The organism is Allohoeflea poritis (assembly GCF_027889715.1).
GTDB lineage: Bacteria > Pseudomonadota > Alphaproteobacteria > Rhizobiales > Rhizobiaceae > Hoeflea_A > Hoeflea_A poritis.
Genome location: NZ_JAPJZH010000005.1, coordinates 318510 through 335476 on the forward strand (window position 1 = coordinate 318510; position 16967 = coordinate 335476).

16 protein-coding genes are annotated in these 16967 nt (G+C 61.1%); 12 read left to right on the forward strand and 4 right to left on the reverse strand.

The window, feature by feature from the left end:
- Positions 1–90: 90 nt before the first annotated feature.
- Complete coding sequence (locus OOZ53_RS10800; protein WP_271089522.1) at positions 91–405, forward strand: hypothetical protein; 315 nt, start codon at positions 91–93, stop codon at positions 403–405.
- Between the two features lie 193 nt (positions 406–598).
- Positions 599–766, forward strand: a complete 168-nt coding sequence (locus OOZ53_RS10805) for a Flp family type IVb pilin (RefSeq protein ID WP_271089523.1) — start codon at positions 599–601, stop codon at positions 764–766.
- Positions 767–775: 9 nt separating this feature from the next.
- Here the strand turns inward: OOZ53_RS10805 and OOZ53_RS10810 are convergent, their stop codons facing one another.
- Entirely contained in the window at positions 776–1663 is an 888-nt protein-coding gene (locus OOZ53_RS10810; RefSeq protein ID WP_271089524.1) for a methyltransferase domain-containing protein, read from the reverse strand.
- Between the two features lie 34 nt (positions 1664–1697).
- Between OOZ53_RS10810 and OOZ53_RS10815 the strand changes: the two genes are divergently transcribed.
- From OOZ53_RS10815 to OOZ53_RS10830, 4 genes are read left to right on the forward strand one after another with little or no spacing between them, the layout of a single operon-like run.
- Entirely contained in the window at positions 1698–2474 is a 777-nt protein-coding gene (locus OOZ53_RS10815; RefSeq protein ID WP_425499129.1) for a ComF family protein, read from the forward strand.
- Between the two features lie 49 nt (positions 2475–2523).
- Complete coding sequence (grxC, locus tag OOZ53_RS10820; protein ID WP_271089526.1) at positions 2524–2787, forward strand: glutaredoxin 3; 264 nt, start codon at positions 2524–2526, stop codon at positions 2785–2787.
- 11 nt (positions 2788–2798) lie between these two features.
- Entirely contained in the window at positions 2799–3665 is an 867-nt protein-coding gene (locus tag OOZ53_RS10825; RefSeq protein WP_271089527.1) for a carbon-nitrogen hydrolase family protein, read from the forward strand.
- A complete protein-coding gene (locus OOZ53_RS10830; protein WP_271089528.1) occupies positions 3662–4090 on the forward strand; it encodes a DUF1178 family protein in 429 nt (142 codons plus the stop codon). The genes OOZ53_RS10825 and OOZ53_RS10830 overlap by 4 nt, the downstream gene beginning before the upstream one ends.
- Positions 4091–4099: 9 nt before the next feature.
- Here the strand turns inward: OOZ53_RS10830 and ubiG are convergent, their stop codons facing one another.
- Positions 4100–4852 (reverse strand): bifunctional 2-polyprenyl-6-hydroxyphenol methylase/3-demethylubiquinol 3-O-methyltransferase UbiG, encoded by a 753-nt coding sequence (gene ubiG / locus OOZ53_RS10835; RefSeq protein ID WP_271089529.1) that lies wholly within the window; start codon positions 4850–4852, stop codon positions 4100–4102.
- Between the two features lie 207 nt (positions 4853–5059).
- Between ubiG and OOZ53_RS10840 the strand changes: the two genes are divergently transcribed.
- From OOZ53_RS10840 to clpB, 6 genes are all read left to right on the forward strand, one after another.
- Positions 5060–6313 carry an aspartate kinase gene (locus tag OOZ53_RS10840; RefSeq protein ID WP_271089530.1) on the forward strand — a complete coding sequence of 418 codons (1254 nt, stop codon included), beginning with the start codon at positions 5060–5062 and terminating at the stop codon, positions 6311–6313.
- Positions 6314–6375: 62 nt separating this feature from the next.
- Positions 6376–8643: a phosphoenolpyruvate--protein phosphotransferase gene (ptsP, locus tag OOZ53_RS10845; RefSeq protein WP_271089531.1), complete on the forward strand. Its 2268-nt coding sequence runs from the start codon at positions 6376–6378 to the stop codon at positions 8641–8643.
- An 18-nt stretch (positions 8644–8661) separates the two neighbouring features.
- Positions 8662–9747 (forward strand): peptide chain release factor 1, encoded by a 1086-nt coding sequence (prfA, locus tag OOZ53_RS10850; RefSeq protein ID WP_271089532.1) that lies wholly within the window; start codon positions 8662–8664, stop codon positions 9745–9747.
- A complete protein-coding gene (gene prmC / locus OOZ53_RS10855) occupies positions 9740–10633 on the forward strand; it encodes a peptide chain release factor N(5)-glutamine methyltransferase (RefSeq protein ID WP_271089533.1) in 894 nt (297 codons plus the stop codon). The genes prfA and prmC overlap by 8 nt, the downstream gene beginning before the upstream one ends.
- 405 nt (positions 10634–11038) lie before the next feature.
- Positions 11039–11704 (forward strand): DUF4167 domain-containing protein, encoded by a 666-nt coding sequence (locus tag OOZ53_RS10860; RefSeq protein ID WP_271089534.1) that lies wholly within the window; start codon positions 11039–11041, stop codon positions 11702–11704.
- 237 nt (positions 11705–11941) lie between these two features.
- A complete protein-coding gene (clpB, locus tag OOZ53_RS10865) occupies positions 11942–14557 on the forward strand; it encodes an ATP-dependent chaperone ClpB (RefSeq protein ID WP_271089535.1) in 2616 nt (871 codons plus the stop codon).
- Between the two features lie 34 nt (positions 14558–14591).
- Here the strand turns inward: clpB and OOZ53_RS10870 are convergent, their stop codons facing one another.
- Both OOZ53_RS10870 and OOZ53_RS10875 read right to left on the reverse strand, forming a co-directional pair.
- Entirely contained in the window at positions 14592–16532 is a 1941-nt protein-coding gene (locus tag OOZ53_RS10870; protein WP_271089536.1) for a M23 family metallopeptidase, read from the reverse strand.
- 218 nt (positions 16533–16750) lie between these two features.
- On the reverse strand, positions 16751–16967 hold a 217-nt coding region (locus OOZ53_RS10875; protein WP_271089537.1), incomplete at its 5' end, for a hypothetical protein.

Below are 16967 nucleotides of genomic sequence, written 5' to 3' on the forward strand. Positions count from 1 at the left end.
AAACGAGACGGATCGGCATGCCCGTTAATCAATTATTCAACATAATACCAGACACTTGCAGGGACAGTGCGTGTGTGCGGGGGCTCTATGATGAGCAGTGACGAATTCTGGTCTTCCGTCTATTCAGGGGCAGCGGAGACAAAACGTTCAGGACGTTTCAGCGTCCTGCGCCTTGCATTGCTGTTCGGCTCGGCCGCCATGGCCCTGGCTCTGATCGTTCCGCCCATGATAGGCGGCTCCACGGATGACTGGCGGCTGATCAGCGGCAGCCAAGGCATTGATTACACGACGACCGCGACGATTCGCAGGAAGCGCGAATACACGATCCATCGCAGTGTTCTGCAGTCCCAGCCGGGCGCCGTATGCATCATCGATGCCAATGGCCGCAGGTCCGGTGATTGCTGAAAACGGCGACACTAATTCCGGATATCGTTAACGGTTTCAACCGCGCGGAGCGGCAGATACCGCCATCTTAACCGAACCGGATAAAATGCCATGTAACCCGTTCAGCGGGCGCTAACCGCGTTTGTTAGGTTAATTGCAAGGGATGCCCGATTAGTATTTCGGAAAGAAATTCGAGTTCTGTGGGAGCCACGATATGGTTGAGCTTGCAAGGCGGTTTCTGCGCTGCGAAAGCGGTGCCACTGCCATTGAATACGCCTTTATCATCGTGCTGATATCGCTTTCGATTATCTTCGGTGCGACCGAGATCGGGAACGGTGTCGGAAACTCGTTCAACAACCTTGCCGACGGCTTTGACCAGTAGGCGACGGTTTCAGAACTTGTGTTCGCGCGTTCCGAGCGCGGCAGCGAGACTGGCTTTGGCGGACCCCGGTGAAAGCGGCTTCTGCTGACTTTCATGCGGCTTCCAGCCCGATAGATAAAGCACACAAAAACTTGCCCTGATACGCCCGTCCGGGTCGCTGTAGCGGTCCGCATAGATTTGTGCGGCGCGAACAAACAGCGCGCGCGTCGCCGGCTTCCGGCTGCGGGCGCAAAGCGGGTTGGCCATTCCCATGTGCCGCAGGTCGCGCATCAGCGCGAACATCGTGTCATAGCGGACCGTGTAGGTTTCGGCGTCAACCACCGGCAGCGCGAAGCCGGCCCTTTGCAGAAGCGCGCCGCAGTCGCGTACATCGGTGAACGGAATGACACGCGGGCTGACACCACCCGAAAGCTCCGTCTCTGCCGTGATCAGCGCATCGCGCAGCTCCGACAATGTTCCGCTGCCCGGCATGGCAGCCAGCAGCAGGCCGTCCGGGCGAAGCGCCTGGCGGATCTGCACGAGCAGACCGGGTAGGTCGTTCACCAGATGCAGCGACAGGGGAGAGACAACAAGCCCCGCGGCTTCGGCGGCGATCGGAAACAGTTCCAGATCCGTGGCGAGCGCCGTTTCGGATTGGCCGTCAAGCATGCGCTGATCCTGCTCAACGCGGATGAGCCGCTCGACCTTGCCGCTGGCGGCAAGCAAAACGGCCAGCTGGTCATCAAGCGCATGCAGGGCGATTGCCGTCTCGAAGCGGCGTTCGACCGCGGCGAGGCGCTCCGACAGCTCGGCATTGACCAGTTTCAACAGGAAATCGGAACCTTCCGGCGCATGGACAAGGGCCCGGAGGCGGTTTCGCCGGACCAGCGCGGTATCAAACAGCCCTTGAGCGTCCATTGTGCATGTCCGTATTCACTGTATTGTGCCTCATATGGCCACCAGTTCCTTGAAATCCAACCGGATGTCAATCGGCACGCAGTTGCGACGGGCGATCGGGCGCATTGGCGATATCGTCTTCCCGCCCGTTTGTCTGGGATGCGGCGAGCTGGCCGGCTCGCATGGCGGGCTTTGCGGGTCCTGCTGGAGCAGGCTAAGGGCCATCGAGGCGCCTGTCTGTGATGTTCTGGGAACGCCCCTTGCCTATGATGCCGGCAAGGGTGTGCTTTCAGCCGATGCAATCGCCAATCCGCCGCCCTTCGCGAAAGCCCGATCGGCGGTTGTCTATGACGATATGGCGCGAGCCATGGTTCACCGGCTCAAATACAAGGACCGCACCGATCTCGCCAAGGTCATGGCGCGGTGGATGATGCGGGCCGGCGGCGACGTGATCGGCGCCTGCGACGCCATCGTGCCGGTGCCGCTCCATCGCCGGCGTCTTTTGACCCGACGTTACAACCAGGCAGCGGAGCTTGCGCGGGCGCTGGCGCCGCTTGCCGGGCTCACCTATCTTCCGGCGGCCCTCTATCGCACGCGCGCCACCCGGCAACAGGTGGGCCTGGGAACACAGGCACGCGCCGACAATGTGCGTGGTGCTTTCAGCGTATCAGCGCATGGGCGCTCGCAGATTACGGGAAGATCGGTTCTGCTGGTGGATGATGTGTATACGACCGGCGCGACGGTCAAGTCGGCATCGCGCGCGCTGCTGAAAGCCGGTGCGGATCACGTTTATGTGCTGACCTTTGCCAGGGTTGCCCCGGGGGCTTCGTAAACCCTATATGGTGGCACCAGACAGCAAGAATGAACATCCGGAGACCTCAATGGCCGATGTGACTATCTATACGCGGCAGTTTTGCGGCTTTTGTACCGCAGCCAAACGGCTTCTCGACAAAAAGGGCGTTGCCTACAAGGAACATGATGCGACGTTCTCCAATGCACTGAGAGCCGAGATGGTCCAGCGCGCCGGCGGCAGGGCGACCTTTCCGCAGATCTTCATCGGTTCCGTCCATGTCGGCGGATGCGATGAACTGCATGCCATGGAACGGGGCGGAAAGCTTGACGCTCTGCTGCAATCGGCGGCCTGAGGACAAAGGCGATGGCGACGCAGACATTCCGGGCGGCGGCGATACAGATGCGATCGGGCGTCGATCCGCAGAGCAACATAGCCGATCTTACCGAGCGCGTTGCTGAAGCGGTTTCGCTGGGCGCGGAGTATATCCAGACACCGGAAATGACCGGCGCGCTGATCGGCGACCGCGCATCGCTGATGGAAATACTGCGCGGCGAGAATGACGATCCGGTGGTCCAGGCGGCATCGGAACTTGCCCGCAAGCACGGTATTTGTCTGCATATCGGCTCCATCGCGGTCGCGGCTGGCGGGGGCAAGATCGCCAACCGGGCATTCGTTTTTGACGCCCGGGGAGAAATCGTTGCCCGGTATGACAAGATCCACATGTTCGATGTGGATCTCGACAATGGCGAGAGCTGGCGCGAAAGCGCCACCTATGAGCCCGGAAGGCATGCGGCCATTGTCGCGTTTCCCTTCGTGCGCATGGGTCTGGGCATTTGCTACGATGTGCGATTTCCGGACCTGTTCCAGAAGCAGGCCCGCGCAGGCGCGCAGATGCTGACGGCGCCGGCGGCGTTCACGCGCCAGACCGGCGAAGCGCACTGGCATGTGCTGCAGCGCGCGCGCGCCATCGAAAACGGCGCTTTTGTCGTCTCCGCCGCACAAGGCGGCAAACATGAGGACGGGCGGGAAACCTACGGCCATTCACTGATTGTTGACCCGTGGGGGCGCATCATTGCCGAGGCGGACCACAATGAACCGGCCGTCATCGTCGCCGATATCGACCCGGCCGCCAGTGCAGCGGCGCGGGCGAAGATACCCAATCTCAAGAACGACAGGGCATTCGATCTTGAGGCAGTTGAAGTCCCGGAGTCCGCTCGAGCGCGTGCATGATCAAGTTCGACCTCATATGCGACAAGCAGCACGCATTCGAAGCGTGGTTCGCGAGCAATGCGGATTATGACGCGCAGAAGGAACGTGGACTGGTCGCCTGCCCGCATTGCGGCTCGAATGCCGTCGAAAAGGCGCTGATGGCGCCGTCGGTCTCCACGGCCCGGAAAAAGGAAGCTGCGATGCAGCTCGCCATGAACAGCAATCAGAAAACGGCCATGGATCAGTTGCGAAAGGCGGTCAAAGCCATTCGGGACAATTCCGAGGATGTCGGCGAGCGGTTTCCGGAGGAAGCGCGGAAAATCCACTATGGCGAAAGCGAGGAACGCGGCATTATAGGACAGGCCAGCCCCGATGAGGTCAAGTCACTTGTCGACGAGGGTGTAAACGTCGCGCCGCTGCCGGATCTTCCAGAGGACAAGAACTGATTCCAGACGTCAGTCCGAAGACGGCCGTGCCGCCAGCATCATGTAATTGACATCCATGTCGCGCGACAGGTTCCAGCTGTCCGACAGGGGGCTGTAGAAAACGCCTGTCCGGTCGATGACCCGCATGCCGGACGCGGCCAGGGGCGTCTCGATTTCTTGCGGCCGCACGAGCTTTTCATATTGATGCGTTCCGCGCGGCAGCCAGCGAAGCACATATTCGGCGCCGACAATCGCCAGCGCCAGCGCCTTCATTGTCCGGTTGATGGTGGCAACGAACATCAGTCCGCCGGGTCTGACCATCCCGGCACAGGACGACAGGAAGAAATCGACATCGGCCACATGCTCGACGACCTCCATGTTGAGGATGACGTCGAATGTCTCGCCGTCGGCGGCAAGATCTTCGGCCGTCACGGCACGATAGTCGATTTCGAGGCCGCTTTGCGCCGCGTGGATGCGAGCGATTTCGATGTTGGTCTGAGATGCATCGGCGCCGACGACCGTCGCACCCATACGGGTGAGCGGTTCAGAAAGCAGGCCGCCGCCGCAACCGATATCGAGTACCCGCAGTCCCTCAAGAGGGGTGGCGGATTTGGGATCGCGGCCATGGTGGGCGCAGACCCGGTCCCGAATATAGGTCAGGCGAACGGGATTGAATTTGTGCAGCGGGCGGAACTTGCCGGTCGGATCCCACCACTCGGAGGCCATGGCCGAAAAACGGTCGACTTCTGCCTGGTCTATCGTCGATTGGGCGGCATCACTCATCACGTGGTCTCCGGAATTGATACCGCATCAAGTCGGACGATCGGGTCGGAAAGTCAAGGGCGGTTGCCGCCCGGGCAGCGGAATGCGGGCTTCTTGCGGCGGCATGGCTTTTTGGGTATGAGAGCGTCGCTGCCGCTCGCTTCGCCGGGCGGTTTGATTTATGCGCATCTCGCACTACTTGATTTCGAGGGAGTTCCGGTCCGACCGATGGCCCGCATTGTCATGAAATTCGGCGGCACATCGGTGGCCGACCTTGACCGCATCCGCAATGTCGCGCGCCATGTCAAACGCGAAGTCGATGCCGGTCACGAGGTCGCGGTCGTGGTTTCGGCGATGGCCGGCAAGACCAATGAGCTCGTCGAATGGACGCGGGAAGCTTCGGCGCTGCACGACGCGCGCGAATATGATGCCGTCGTCGCTTCCGGCGAGCAGGTGACGTCGGGATTGCTGGCGATCACGCTTCAGTCGATGGGGGTGAATGCCCGCTCCTGGCAGGGCTGGCAGATACCGATCCGAACCAACAATGCCCACGGAGCGGCGCGCATACTGGATATTGACGGAAGCGATCTCGTGCGCCGTTTCGGCGAAGGACAGGTGGCGGTCGTGTCGGGTTTCCAGGGTATCGGGCCGGACAACCGGATCGCGACGCTCGGCCGCGGCGGCTCGGACACGAGCGCGGTGGCGATCGCGGCGGCGGTGAGCGCCGATCGTTGCGACATCTATACCGATGTTGACGGCGTCTACACGACCGATCCGAGGATCGAGCCGGCGGCGCGCCGCTTGAAAAAGATCGCCTTTGAGGAAATGCTGGAAATGGCCTCCTTGGGGGCGAAGGTGCTGCAGGTGCGTTCCGTCGAACTCGCCATGGTCCACAAGGTGCGCACATTCGTGCGATCGAGTTTCAGCGAGCCGGATGCGCCGGGTATGGGCGATTTTGACAATCCGCCGGGTACGTTGATTTGTGATGAGGAAGAAATCGTGGAACAGGAAGTCGTAACCGGCATCGCCTATACCAAGGACGAGGCTCAGATTTCGCTCCGCCGCGTCGCCGACCGACCCGGTGTTTCAGCGGCAATTTTCGGTCCGCTGGCCGAAGCCCATATCAATGTCGACATGATCGTTCAGAATATTTCGGAAGACGGAAGTTCGACCGATATGACGTTCACGATTCCATCCGGAGACATGGAAAAATCCCTGACGGTGCTGGAAAAATCGCGCGAAACCATCGGTTTCGACGCGGTGCAGAGCGAGCCCGGGCTGGTGAAGGTCTCGGTCATCGGGATCGGCATGCGCAGCCATGCCGGCGTGGCCGCCACAGCTTTCCAGGCTCTTGCTGAAAAAGGCATAAACATCAGAGCGATAACGACATCGGAAATCAAGATTTCAATCCTGATTGACGGACCCTACGGGGAACTGGCCGTGCGGACTTTGCATTCGGTCTACGGCCTCGATAAAACGTAAATTCTACGATCCGCGGCTTCGGCGGCATGGTCCGGAGCGCAGACAACTGGGAGCGAAGCTTGATGAGAGACCCTTCGGCAGGTCCACGCGTCATGCTGAAGCGTTTGCGCGAACTGATGGCGGAACCGCTGGAGCCGCAGGACCGGCTCGACCGGATCGTGCGCCAGATCGCGCAGAACATGGTTGCCGAAGTCTGCTCGTTCTATGTGCTGCGTGCCGACGGCGTTCTCGAGCTTTATGCCACGGAAGGCCTCAATCCCGGTGCCGTGCACCTTGCGCAGCTGAAGATGGGGCAGGGCCTTGTCGGCACCATCGCCGCGGGCGCCCGTCCGCTGAACCTCTCCGACGCCCAGTCCCATCCGGCCTTTACCTATCTGCCCGAGACCGGCGAGGAAATCTATCACTCGTTCCTGGGCGCGCCGATCCTGCGCGCCGGGCGTACGCTTGGTGTCCTCGTCATCCAGAACAAGGCGATGCGCAACTACAGCGAGGACGAGCTGGAAGCGCTTGAAACCACCGCGATGGTGCTCGCCGAAATGATCGCGACGGGCGATCTGAAAAAAGTCACCCGTCCGGGTCTGGAGCTTGATCTGAGCCGCCCGGTGACCATCGACGGGGACGCCTATTCGGATGGCATCGGCCTCGGGCACGCCGTGCTGCACGAACCGCGCATCGTCGTTACCGAGCTGCTCAACGAGGACATCGACAGTGAGCTTTCGCGGCTGGAGGAGGCGCTTGGATCGCTGCGCATCTCCATCGACGACATGCTGTCGCGCCGGGATGTGTCGATGGAAGGCGAGCACCGCGCCGTGCTGGAAGCCTACCGCATGTTCGCCCATGACCGCGGCTGGGTCCGCAAGCTGGAGGAGGCGATCCGCAACGGCCTGACGGCCGAGGCGGCGGTCGAGAAGGTGCAAAGCGACATGCGGGCCCGCATGATCCACATGACCGATCCTTACCTGAGGGAGCGGCTGCACGATTTCGATGATCTCGCCAACAGGCTGCTGCGCCAGCTGACCGGCTTCAACGTCAAGGCCCACCAGGCCGAATTTCCGGATTCAGCCATCATCGTCGCCCGCGCCATGGGCGCCGCCGAACTGCTCGACTACACGCAGTCCAAGGTCAGGGGACTTGTGCTTGAGGAGGGCTCGGTCACCAGCCACGTGGTGATTGTCGCCAAGGCCATGGGCATTCCCGTCGTCGGGCAGGCATCCGGCATCGTCTCGATGACGGAGAACGGCGATCCGATCATCATCGACGGCGATGACGGCAACGTGCATCTTCGTCCCGTGACGGACCTGGAAAGCGCCTATGCCGAAAAGGTCCGCTTCAGCGCCCGCCGACAGGAGCAGTTCCGGGCATTGCGCGCGGTCGAGCCGGTCACCAGCGACGGCACCGCCGTGACGCTGCAGATGAATGCCGGTCTGCTTGTGGATCTTCCGCAACTCGAAGAATCCGGCGCCAGCGGCGTCGGCCTGTTCCGCACGGAGCTGCAGTTCATGATCGCTTCGACCATGCCGAGGGTCGATGAACAGGAACAATTTTACCGCAACGCCCTGAAGCAGGCCGAAGGCAGGCCGATCACATTTCGGGCGCTTGATATCGGCGGTGACAAGGTCATTCCCTATTTCCGCGCCGCGCCGGAGGAGAATCCGGCGTTGGGTTGGCGGGCCATGCGCCTGGCGCTGGACCGCCCAGGTATTCTGCGGACACAGCTTCGGGCGCTTTTGCGGGCGACGGGCGGTCGCGAACTCAAGCTGATGTTCCCGATGGTGACGGAAATCGCGGAGTTCCGTGCAGCAAGGGAACTGGTGAACAAGGAAGTTGGCCATCTGTCCCGCTTCGGATACGACCTTCCGCGAAAAGTCGAGCTCGGAGCCATGCTTGAGGTGCCCAGCCTGATGTGGCAGCTCGACGAGCTGATGCGCGAGGCCGACTTCGTTTCGGTCGGCTCGAACGATCTCTTCCAGTTCACCATGGCCTCGGATCGCGGCAACGGACGCGTCAGCAACCGGTTCGATCCGCTGGGGCGCACCTTCCTGCGCATGTTGCGGCAGATCGTTATTGCCGCCGATGCGCGCGGCACGCCGCTGACACTGTGCGGCGAGATGGCCGGGCGTACATTGCCGGCGATGGCTTTGATCGGCCTCGGTTTCCGGTCCATATCGATGGCGCCGGCGGCGATCGGTCCGGTCAAATCCATGCTGCTGCCGCTGGATGTCGGCAAGCTGGAGCAAGTCCTGCTGCCTGCCCTTGACGAGGTCGACCCGAAATACACGGTGCGGGAACTGTTGTCGGATTTCGCCGATGCCAACGGCGTTCCGCTTTGATTGGGCCGAGGACTGTTCATGGCAAAACTACCGCTTGAAAAGATGCGCGAACTGGAGAACCGGTTCGGCGAGATCGAGGCCCGCATGGCACAGGGCCCGGAGGCCGATGTCTATGTGAAACTGGCATCGGAATATGCCGAGCTGGAGCCCGTTGTGGCGACAATCCGCAACCACGGAAAGACCGTCAGCGAGATTGCCGACCTGAACTCACTTCTCGACGACGAGGAGACCGATGCCGAGATGCGCGCGCTGGCCGAGCTTGAGCTTCCCGAGCTCGAGGAGCGGCTCGAAAAACTCGAACAGGACATGCAGGTCATGCTCCTGCCGAAGGACGCTGCCGACGACAAGAGCGCGATCCTGGAGATTCGGGCGGGCACCGGCGGATCGGAGGCCGCCTTGTTCGCGGGCGACCTTTTCAGGATGTATGAGCGCTATGCTGCGGGCCGAGGCTGGAAAGTGGACGTGATGAGCGCCAGCGAGGGCGAGGTTGGCGGCTACAAGGAGATCGTTGCGGCGATCACCGGCCGCGGTGTGTTCGCGCGGCTGAAATTCGAATCGGGCGTGCACCGGGTCCAACGGGTGCCGGAAACGGAATCCGGCGGGCGGATCCACACATCGGCGGCGACGGTCGCCGTGCTTCCCGAAGCCGAGGACATCGATATCGAAATCCGCAACGAGGATATCCGCATCGATACGATGCGTGCTTCCGGTGCCGGCGGCCAGCATGTGAACACCACGGATTCGGCCGTGCGCATCACCCATATCCCTTCCGGTATCGTGGTCACGCAGGCGGAGAAGTCGCAGCACCAGAACCGCGCCCGCGCCATGCAGATCCTGCGCGCGCGGCTGTTCGACCTCGAGCGGCAGAAGGCCGAGAGCGAACGGTCGGCCGAGCGCAAGAGCCAGGTCGGCTCCGGCGATCGGTCGGAACGCATCCGTACCTACAATTTCCCGCAGGGGCGGGTGACGGACCATCGTATCAACCTGACGCTCTACAAGCTCGACCGCATGATGATGGGAGAAATCGACGAGGTGGTGGATGCGTTGATCGCCGATCATCAGGCCGATCTCCTGGCAGCACTGGGTGAGACGCCGGATGCCTGATGAAGGGCTGCCGGCAGGAAGTACGAGAGATGCTCTCGTCGCCGAGCTGAAGCGGCGGTTCGAAACGGAAGGATTGCCGGAACCGGATTCCGATGCGCGCGCTCTGGTATGCGGGCTCCTGGATATCGGCCTTACCGAACTCGTGCTCGATCGCGAGGCTCCCGTAAGCGCTAATGAACTGGAGCAAGTGCGGGCCGCCGCCGCGCGTCGGTGCGGGCGCGAACCGGTTCACCGGATTCTGGGGCATCGGCCGTTCTTCGGGCTCGATCTTGCGCTGAGCGCCGAAACGCTGGAACCGCGACCTGATACCGAGACACTGGTCCGGGCTGTCCTGCCTTTTGCAAAAAATCATGCAGCGCAAAACGGGGGCTGCCGGCTGCTGGATCTCGGCACGGGAAGCGGCGCCATCTGTCTTGCCGTCCTGTCGGAAGTCGCAACGGCGCGGGGCGTTGGCTCGGATATTTCGGAAGATGCATTGCGGACGGCGCGTGACAATGCCCGGCGGGCGGGTGTCAGGAACCGGTTCGAAACGGTCAAAAGCGCCTGGTTCACCAATATCGAAGGTGTTTTCGACCTGATCGTCTCCAATCCCCCTTACATTCCGACAGGCGAGATTGCGGGCCTTGAACCGGAGGTGCGCGATTTCGACCCTGTTGCCGCACTCGACGGCGGTCCGGATGGGCTTGATGCCTACAGGGCGATTGCCGCACGGGCCAATGCACACCTTGCGCCCGGGGGGCGCATCGCGGTGGAGACCGGCTTCGACCAGCACTGTGCGGTCGCGGCCCTTTTCGAAGAGGCGTCATTTTTGCTGCTTGAGCGAGTCAGGGATTTCGGGGGCAATGACAGGGTTCTTGTCTTCTCGAAATCGGCCAGCGGACAATGATTGGCGAAGGCGTGATTCCGGTTCTCATGGCCGGCTGCGATCCCTGTTTTCGTCGTCGAATTGTCATCAAACAGGATTACGCCATGGGTCGAGCGCTCTTGCGGAACGACCAAATTGCGTTAGATAAAGAAAAGGCTTGGAATTGAAAGCAAAGCACGCTAATTTCCGGTCATTGCTGAACATATGGTCATCACCAAAGATTCGATCACTCAGGATCGTTTCATGTTTCGCTTCTGTGATCATCGATTGACCATCGGCAACTGAATCTGCCCTTGTATGAATGTGAAGCGGAAAGAGCGCAAGCGCACATCTTTATGCGGCCTGCAGCATGACAGCCGAATAGTGATTTCAAAAGCCGGTTCAGAACGAGCAATCCATAATGGGAAAATTTCAGGTGAGTGACGTATGAGGTCAGGACAGCAGAACAAACGCGGTCGCGGTCGCAATAACAACAACGGAAGAAAAAACGGCAACCCGCTCTCGCGTACCTATGACAGCACCGGTCCTGACGTGAAAATTCGCGGTACCGCACAGCACATTGCGGACAAGTATGCGGCCATGGCGCGCGATGCGCTTGGTGCCGGCGATACCGTGATGGCCGAAAACTACCTGCAGCATGCGGAGCATTACAGCCGCATCATTGCCGCCGCGCAGGCGCAGATGCAGGAGCGCTACCAGCGTGACGAACGCGACAGTGGCGCCGAACGCGAGCAGCCGCAGGGCGAAAGCCCGGAGGCCACTTCCGATACGGCCGAGAAGGAAACGGTCGAGGTGGCTATTGACGGCACGGGTCCCCAGCCGGTCATTTCCGGAACGCCCGCCGAGGTTGCCATTGGCGAAGACGCGCAGCAGCAGCAGCCGGCACGGCGTTCACCATTGCGCCGGCGCGCGCCTTCGCGGCCGCGCCGCAGCCGCAGTGCCAATGACGAGGCGCCGCGAAGCGGCGAGGAAACAGCGCTCAATGGCGGTGGCGCTGAAAACGAGGCGCCGCAGGCTTCGGAGCCGGCGCCGGGGCCGTCCGAGGCGCAGGACAGTCAGCCGGAAGTGGCCGTAGTGGCCCGCGACGCCTGATCGTACCGATCAACCTCCAGATTCTTGACGCCCGGCCTTGCCGGGCGTTTGTCTTGAAGGTCCTGACTGCGACAAGATGGCGGCTTTTTGCCTGAATCAAATATGAAATCCGGGGTTGAACGACCCCCGATGCAATTCCCATATTAGTATCAACCAGGACCTGCCGAATTCGGGGGTCAATCCGGATCCATTGTTTCGTGCCGAATGCGGGCGGAGCATGACAAGGAGATACGCCATATGAATATGGAAAAATACAGCGAGAGGGTGCGCGGCTTTCTTCAGTCGGCGCAGACCTATGCTCTGAGCGAAGGGCATCAGCAATTCACACCCGAACATGTACTGAAGGTGCTTCTGGACGATCCCGAAGGCATGGCCGCGTCGCTGATCGAACGGGCCGGCGGACGGCCGGATGATGCGCGCATGGGCGTTGACGCGGCGCTGGCAAAGCTGCCGAAAGTCAGCGGCGGCAATGGACAGATCTATCTCGCCCAGCCGCTTGCCAAGGTGTTTTCGACCGCGGAAGAGGCGGCCAAGAAGGCAGGCGACAGCTTCGTCACCGTTGAGCGGCTGCTTCTGGCGCTGACCATCGAGAAATCTACGGAATCCTCCAAGATCCTTGAAAAGGCCGGCGTGACCGCGCAGGGCCTCAACCAGGCAATCAACGAAATCCGCAAGGGTCGGACGGCCGACTCGGCGAGTGCCGAGGAGGGCTACGATGCGCTGAAGAAATATGCGCGCGATCTGACCGAAGAGGCGCGCGAGGGCAAGCTCGATCCGGTCATTGGCCGTGACGACGAAATCCGCCGCACCATCCAGGTGCTGTCCCGACGCACCAAGAACAATCCGGTGCTGATCGGCGAACCGGGCGTCGGCAAGACTGCCATCGCGGAAGGCCTTGCGCTGCGCATCGTCAATGGCGATGTCCCGGAATCCCTGAAAGACAAGCAGTTGCTTGCCCTCGACATGGGCGCGCTGATTGCCGGTGCGAAATATCGCGGCGAGTTCGAGGAGCGCTTGAAGTCGGTGCTTTCCGAAGTGCAGGCGGCAGCCGGCAATATCATCCTGTTCATCGACGAGATGCACACCCTTGTGGGCGCCGGCAAGGCCGACGGTGCTATGGACGCATCCAACCTTTTGAAGCCTGCGCTGGCGCGCGGCGAACTGCACTGTGTCGGAGCAACCACGCTTGACGAATACCGAAAGCACGTCGAGAAGGACGCGGCGCTGGCACGCCGGTTCCAGCCGGTGTTCGTCGAAGAGCCGACGGTCGAGGATACGATCTCGATCCTGCGCGGCATCAAGGAAAAATACGAGCAGCATCACAAGGTCCGCATTTCCGATTCGGCGCTTGTCTCGGCATCGACCCTGTCGAACCGCTACATCACCGACCGCTTCCTGCCCGACAAGGCAATCGATCTTGTTGACGAGTCGGCATCGCGGCTGCGCATGCAGGTGGATTCCAAGCCGGAGGAACTCGATGAGCTCGACCGGCGGATCATCCAGATGAAGATCGAGCGCGAGGCGCTGCTGAAGGAAACCGACACGGCTTCCAAGGACCGGCTGGAAAAGCTCGAGGTCGATCTTACGGCGCTTGAGGAGAAGGCCGATTCCCTGACGGCGATGTGGCAGTCCGAAAAGCAGAAGCTCGGCCTTGCCGCCGAACTGAAGAAACAGCTCGACGATGCGCGCAACGCCCTTGCGATCGCGCAGCGTAACGGCGAGTTCCAGAAGGCCGGTGAGCTTGCCTATGGCGAGATTCCGGATCTTGAGCGCAAGCTGGAGGAAGCCGAAAGCAGCAGCGGCGAAGGGTCAGCCATGGTCGAGGAAACGGTCACGCCGGACCATATCGCCCATGTCGTGTCGCGCTGGACGGGTATTCCTGTCGACAAGATGCTGGAAGGCGAGCGCGAGAAGCTGCTGCGCATGGAAGATGAACTCTCCAAACGTGTTGTCGGGCAGGGCGAAGCGGTGCAGGCTGTCTCGAAGGCAGTGCGCCGGGCACGCGCCGGGCTGCAGGATCCGAACCGCCCGATCGGCTCGTTCATCTTCCTTGGGCCAACGGGTGTCGGCAAGACGGAGCTGACCAAGGCGCTGGCGAACTTCCTCTTCGACGACGAGACGGCCATGGTCCGCATGGACATGTCGGAGTTCATGGAGAAGCATTCGGTCGCCCGACTGATCGGTGCGCCTCCCGGCTATGTCGGCTATGACGAGGGCGGAGCGCTGACGGAAGCCGTGCGCCGGCGTCCCTACCAGGTCATTCTTTTCGACGAGATCGAGAAGGCCCATCCGGACGTCTTCAACGTGCTCCTTCAGGTGCTTGACGATGGCCGGTTGACCGATGGGCAGGGCCGCACGGTCGACTTCCGCAACACGCTGGTGATCATGACGTCTAACCTGGGCGCCGAATATCTGACCAACCTGGCCGATGGCGAGGATGTCGATTCGGTCCGTGATCAGGTGATGGATGTGGTCAAGGCCTCGTTCAGGCCCGAATTCCTCAACCGTGTCGACGAGACGATCCTGTTCCACAGGCTGCGGCGCGAGGATATGGGCGCGATCGTCGATATCCAGATGGTCCGGCTTTCCAAGCTGGTCTCGGAGCGCAAGATCACCATCGATCTTGGTGACGATGCCCGCGACTGGCTGGCCGACAAGGGCTACGATCCAGCCTATGGCGCGCGGCCGCTCAAACGCGTGATCCAGAAATACGTCCAGGATCCGTTGGCGGAAAAAATCCTGGCCGGCGATATCACGGACGGGCAGCACGTCGCGATTTCGGCTGCGTCCGACCGGTTGCTGATAACCGGGTCCGACAAGAGCAAGGGTGGTAAGAAGGCAGAGGCCGCATAACGAATAAAGCCCGGCTCAGCCGGGCTTTTTTACATCAGTTCAAGGCAGCAAGACGTTTGGGGTCCGCGTCGCGGTTGACCAGCCGGTCGATCCGCTCGCGCTCGATCTGAAACGCGGTCAGTGTTTCGCCGTTCAAAGATTTGCCGTCCGGCAGGCGTACGCGCATCGGATCGACCTTGCGGCCGTTGACGATCAGTTCGTAGTGCAGGTGCGGACCGGTGGACAGTCCCGTCGAGCCGACATAGCCGATGACTTGCCCCTGCTTGACGCGGGCGCCCGGAACAATGCCCTTGGCGATCTTGGTCTGGTGGGAATAAGAACTGACATAACCGTTCGGATGGCGGATCAGGGTCTGCTTGCCATAGCCGCCCTTGTTCCAGCCGGCCTTTTCGACGACGCCGTTTCCGGCCGCGATGATCGGTGTTCCGCGTGGCGCGCTCCAGTCGACGCCCCAGTGCATGCGCTTGTAGCCGAGGATCGGATGACGGCGCATGCCGAAACCGGAGCGGAATCGGCCATTGGGCAGCGGGTTGCGGATCAGGAACTGCCGTGCGCTGCGACCTTCGGAATCATAGTAGTCGATGGACCCGTCTTCCGGATTGCGGAAACGGTAAAGCGATACCGCGTTGTTGCCGAAGCTGGCCGCCAGATAAAGCAGTTCGGATTCGTCCGAGGCTTCGTTGGTTTCCTCGTTGACGGAAAAAACCGCTTCCATCGTGTCGGTGGGTTTCAGGCGTGCCTGGTAATCGACATTGCTTGCCAGCAGCCGAATGACCTTCTCGGTCATCTCGCCGCTCATCCCATAGGACAGCGCTGCCTTGTAAATGCCGTCATAGACGCGCGGCAGATCGCGGCCGGCAAGGACGGTGACAGGGGTTTCGTCAAAGGCCGAACGCACCGCCGGCGACTGCGGCGGCTCGTTCGCCGCGACAAGAATCTCGAAGTCATTGACGGCAACGGAAGCAACATGATTGGCGCCGTCATAGACGCTGGCGCGCACGATACGGGTATCGCGGCCGCGCTGCTCGAGGCCGATGCGGAACACATCGCCTTCCGTGAGATCGGGCGAGCCGGCCTCGCTTGCAAGGACCTCGGCGACATATTTCGCTTCGCCCTTGGCGTAGCCCGCTTCGGTGAGCGCATCGACCATCGACTTGTCTTCGCGGATGGCGATGACATCGTCGATGAATTCGACGGCGCCATCCTCGGGTGTCAGCGTGGTGGCGACCGAAACATTCTCGGCGACGACACGGGCGTTGAGGTTGGTGCTGAAATCGAACGGGGAGTCGGCACCGGAGAAACGTTGCGGATTGACATAGTGCAACATCGCGACCTGGAAGGTCTCGTCCGTCAGGATCGAGCCGTTGGTCCTGACATCCTCTTCGGCCTCTTCCGCATCCATCGCCGCGGCATAGTCATAGGGTGCGCGGTTGACGGGGAAATCGACTGTCTTCAGCCGGATTTCCGATTCGACTTCCGCGCCATAGATGATCCCGGTGGTGGATTCGGTTTCAGCTTTCCCGGACGAAAAGATCTTCAGCGGATCGAATTTCGGATATTCGCCCTTGGCGGCATGGTTGGCCGCGAGCGCCATCTTGACATGCGCGAAGGGGCGGCTGCGGATGACGCTGCGCTCGCCTTCATTGGTCATCGTGGAAATCTCGACGATCGTCTTGTCGGAAGGCTTTGCCGCAATTGTTGTGCTGACAAGACGGCTGCCCTTTTCGGCGCCTTCCAGCGGTTGCGTTTCGATATCGGTGGCGGCGTAGGCTTCGCCGGGAATGGCGAGCTGCTCGCGCCCGTCGAGTGCAGCGAAGAGAGCGATGCCCATGAGGGCGCTGGAGGTTATGCCGGTGAGGAACGTACCGGACAGCCATCGAATGGAGACCTCGCGGCGGTCGGGCGCCTTCCGACCATCGGCCAAAAGGGGTTCTTCCTCACCCATCTGCCTGCTGAGATCAGTATGCGACGGCATTGATTATCTTATTGCCCCACCGTTGTTTTCCGTCATGCCAGTTTCCCGGCTATTCATCTGCCTTGCCCCGCAGTCCGAGTCAATCGAACCGTACCGGAATCGGGCCCATTTCGCGCAATATCGTTACTGTCAGGCAGTATGCCGCTGTCCCCTTGCACGACATGGTCTTCATTGTTGACATCCCAACTGTGCCGGAAATAGGGCAAAGTGCCGTAATTTCAGAAATATTTCGTCATTTTTACGCCCGGTGAACAAGCGCCGGCGGATCTCTTGACGAATGACGAAAACGGCTGCGTTGCACGGCCGCGCTCGGGGTCGGTGCGGGACTGTAAAAAAAATGACATATTTTGAAATTTGTCTGTTGACTGTTTTTGTTTATTGGCCTTATAAGCTGCGTGTGACGAGGGCGGTTGTCCGCTGGCGGCGGGTTTGTTT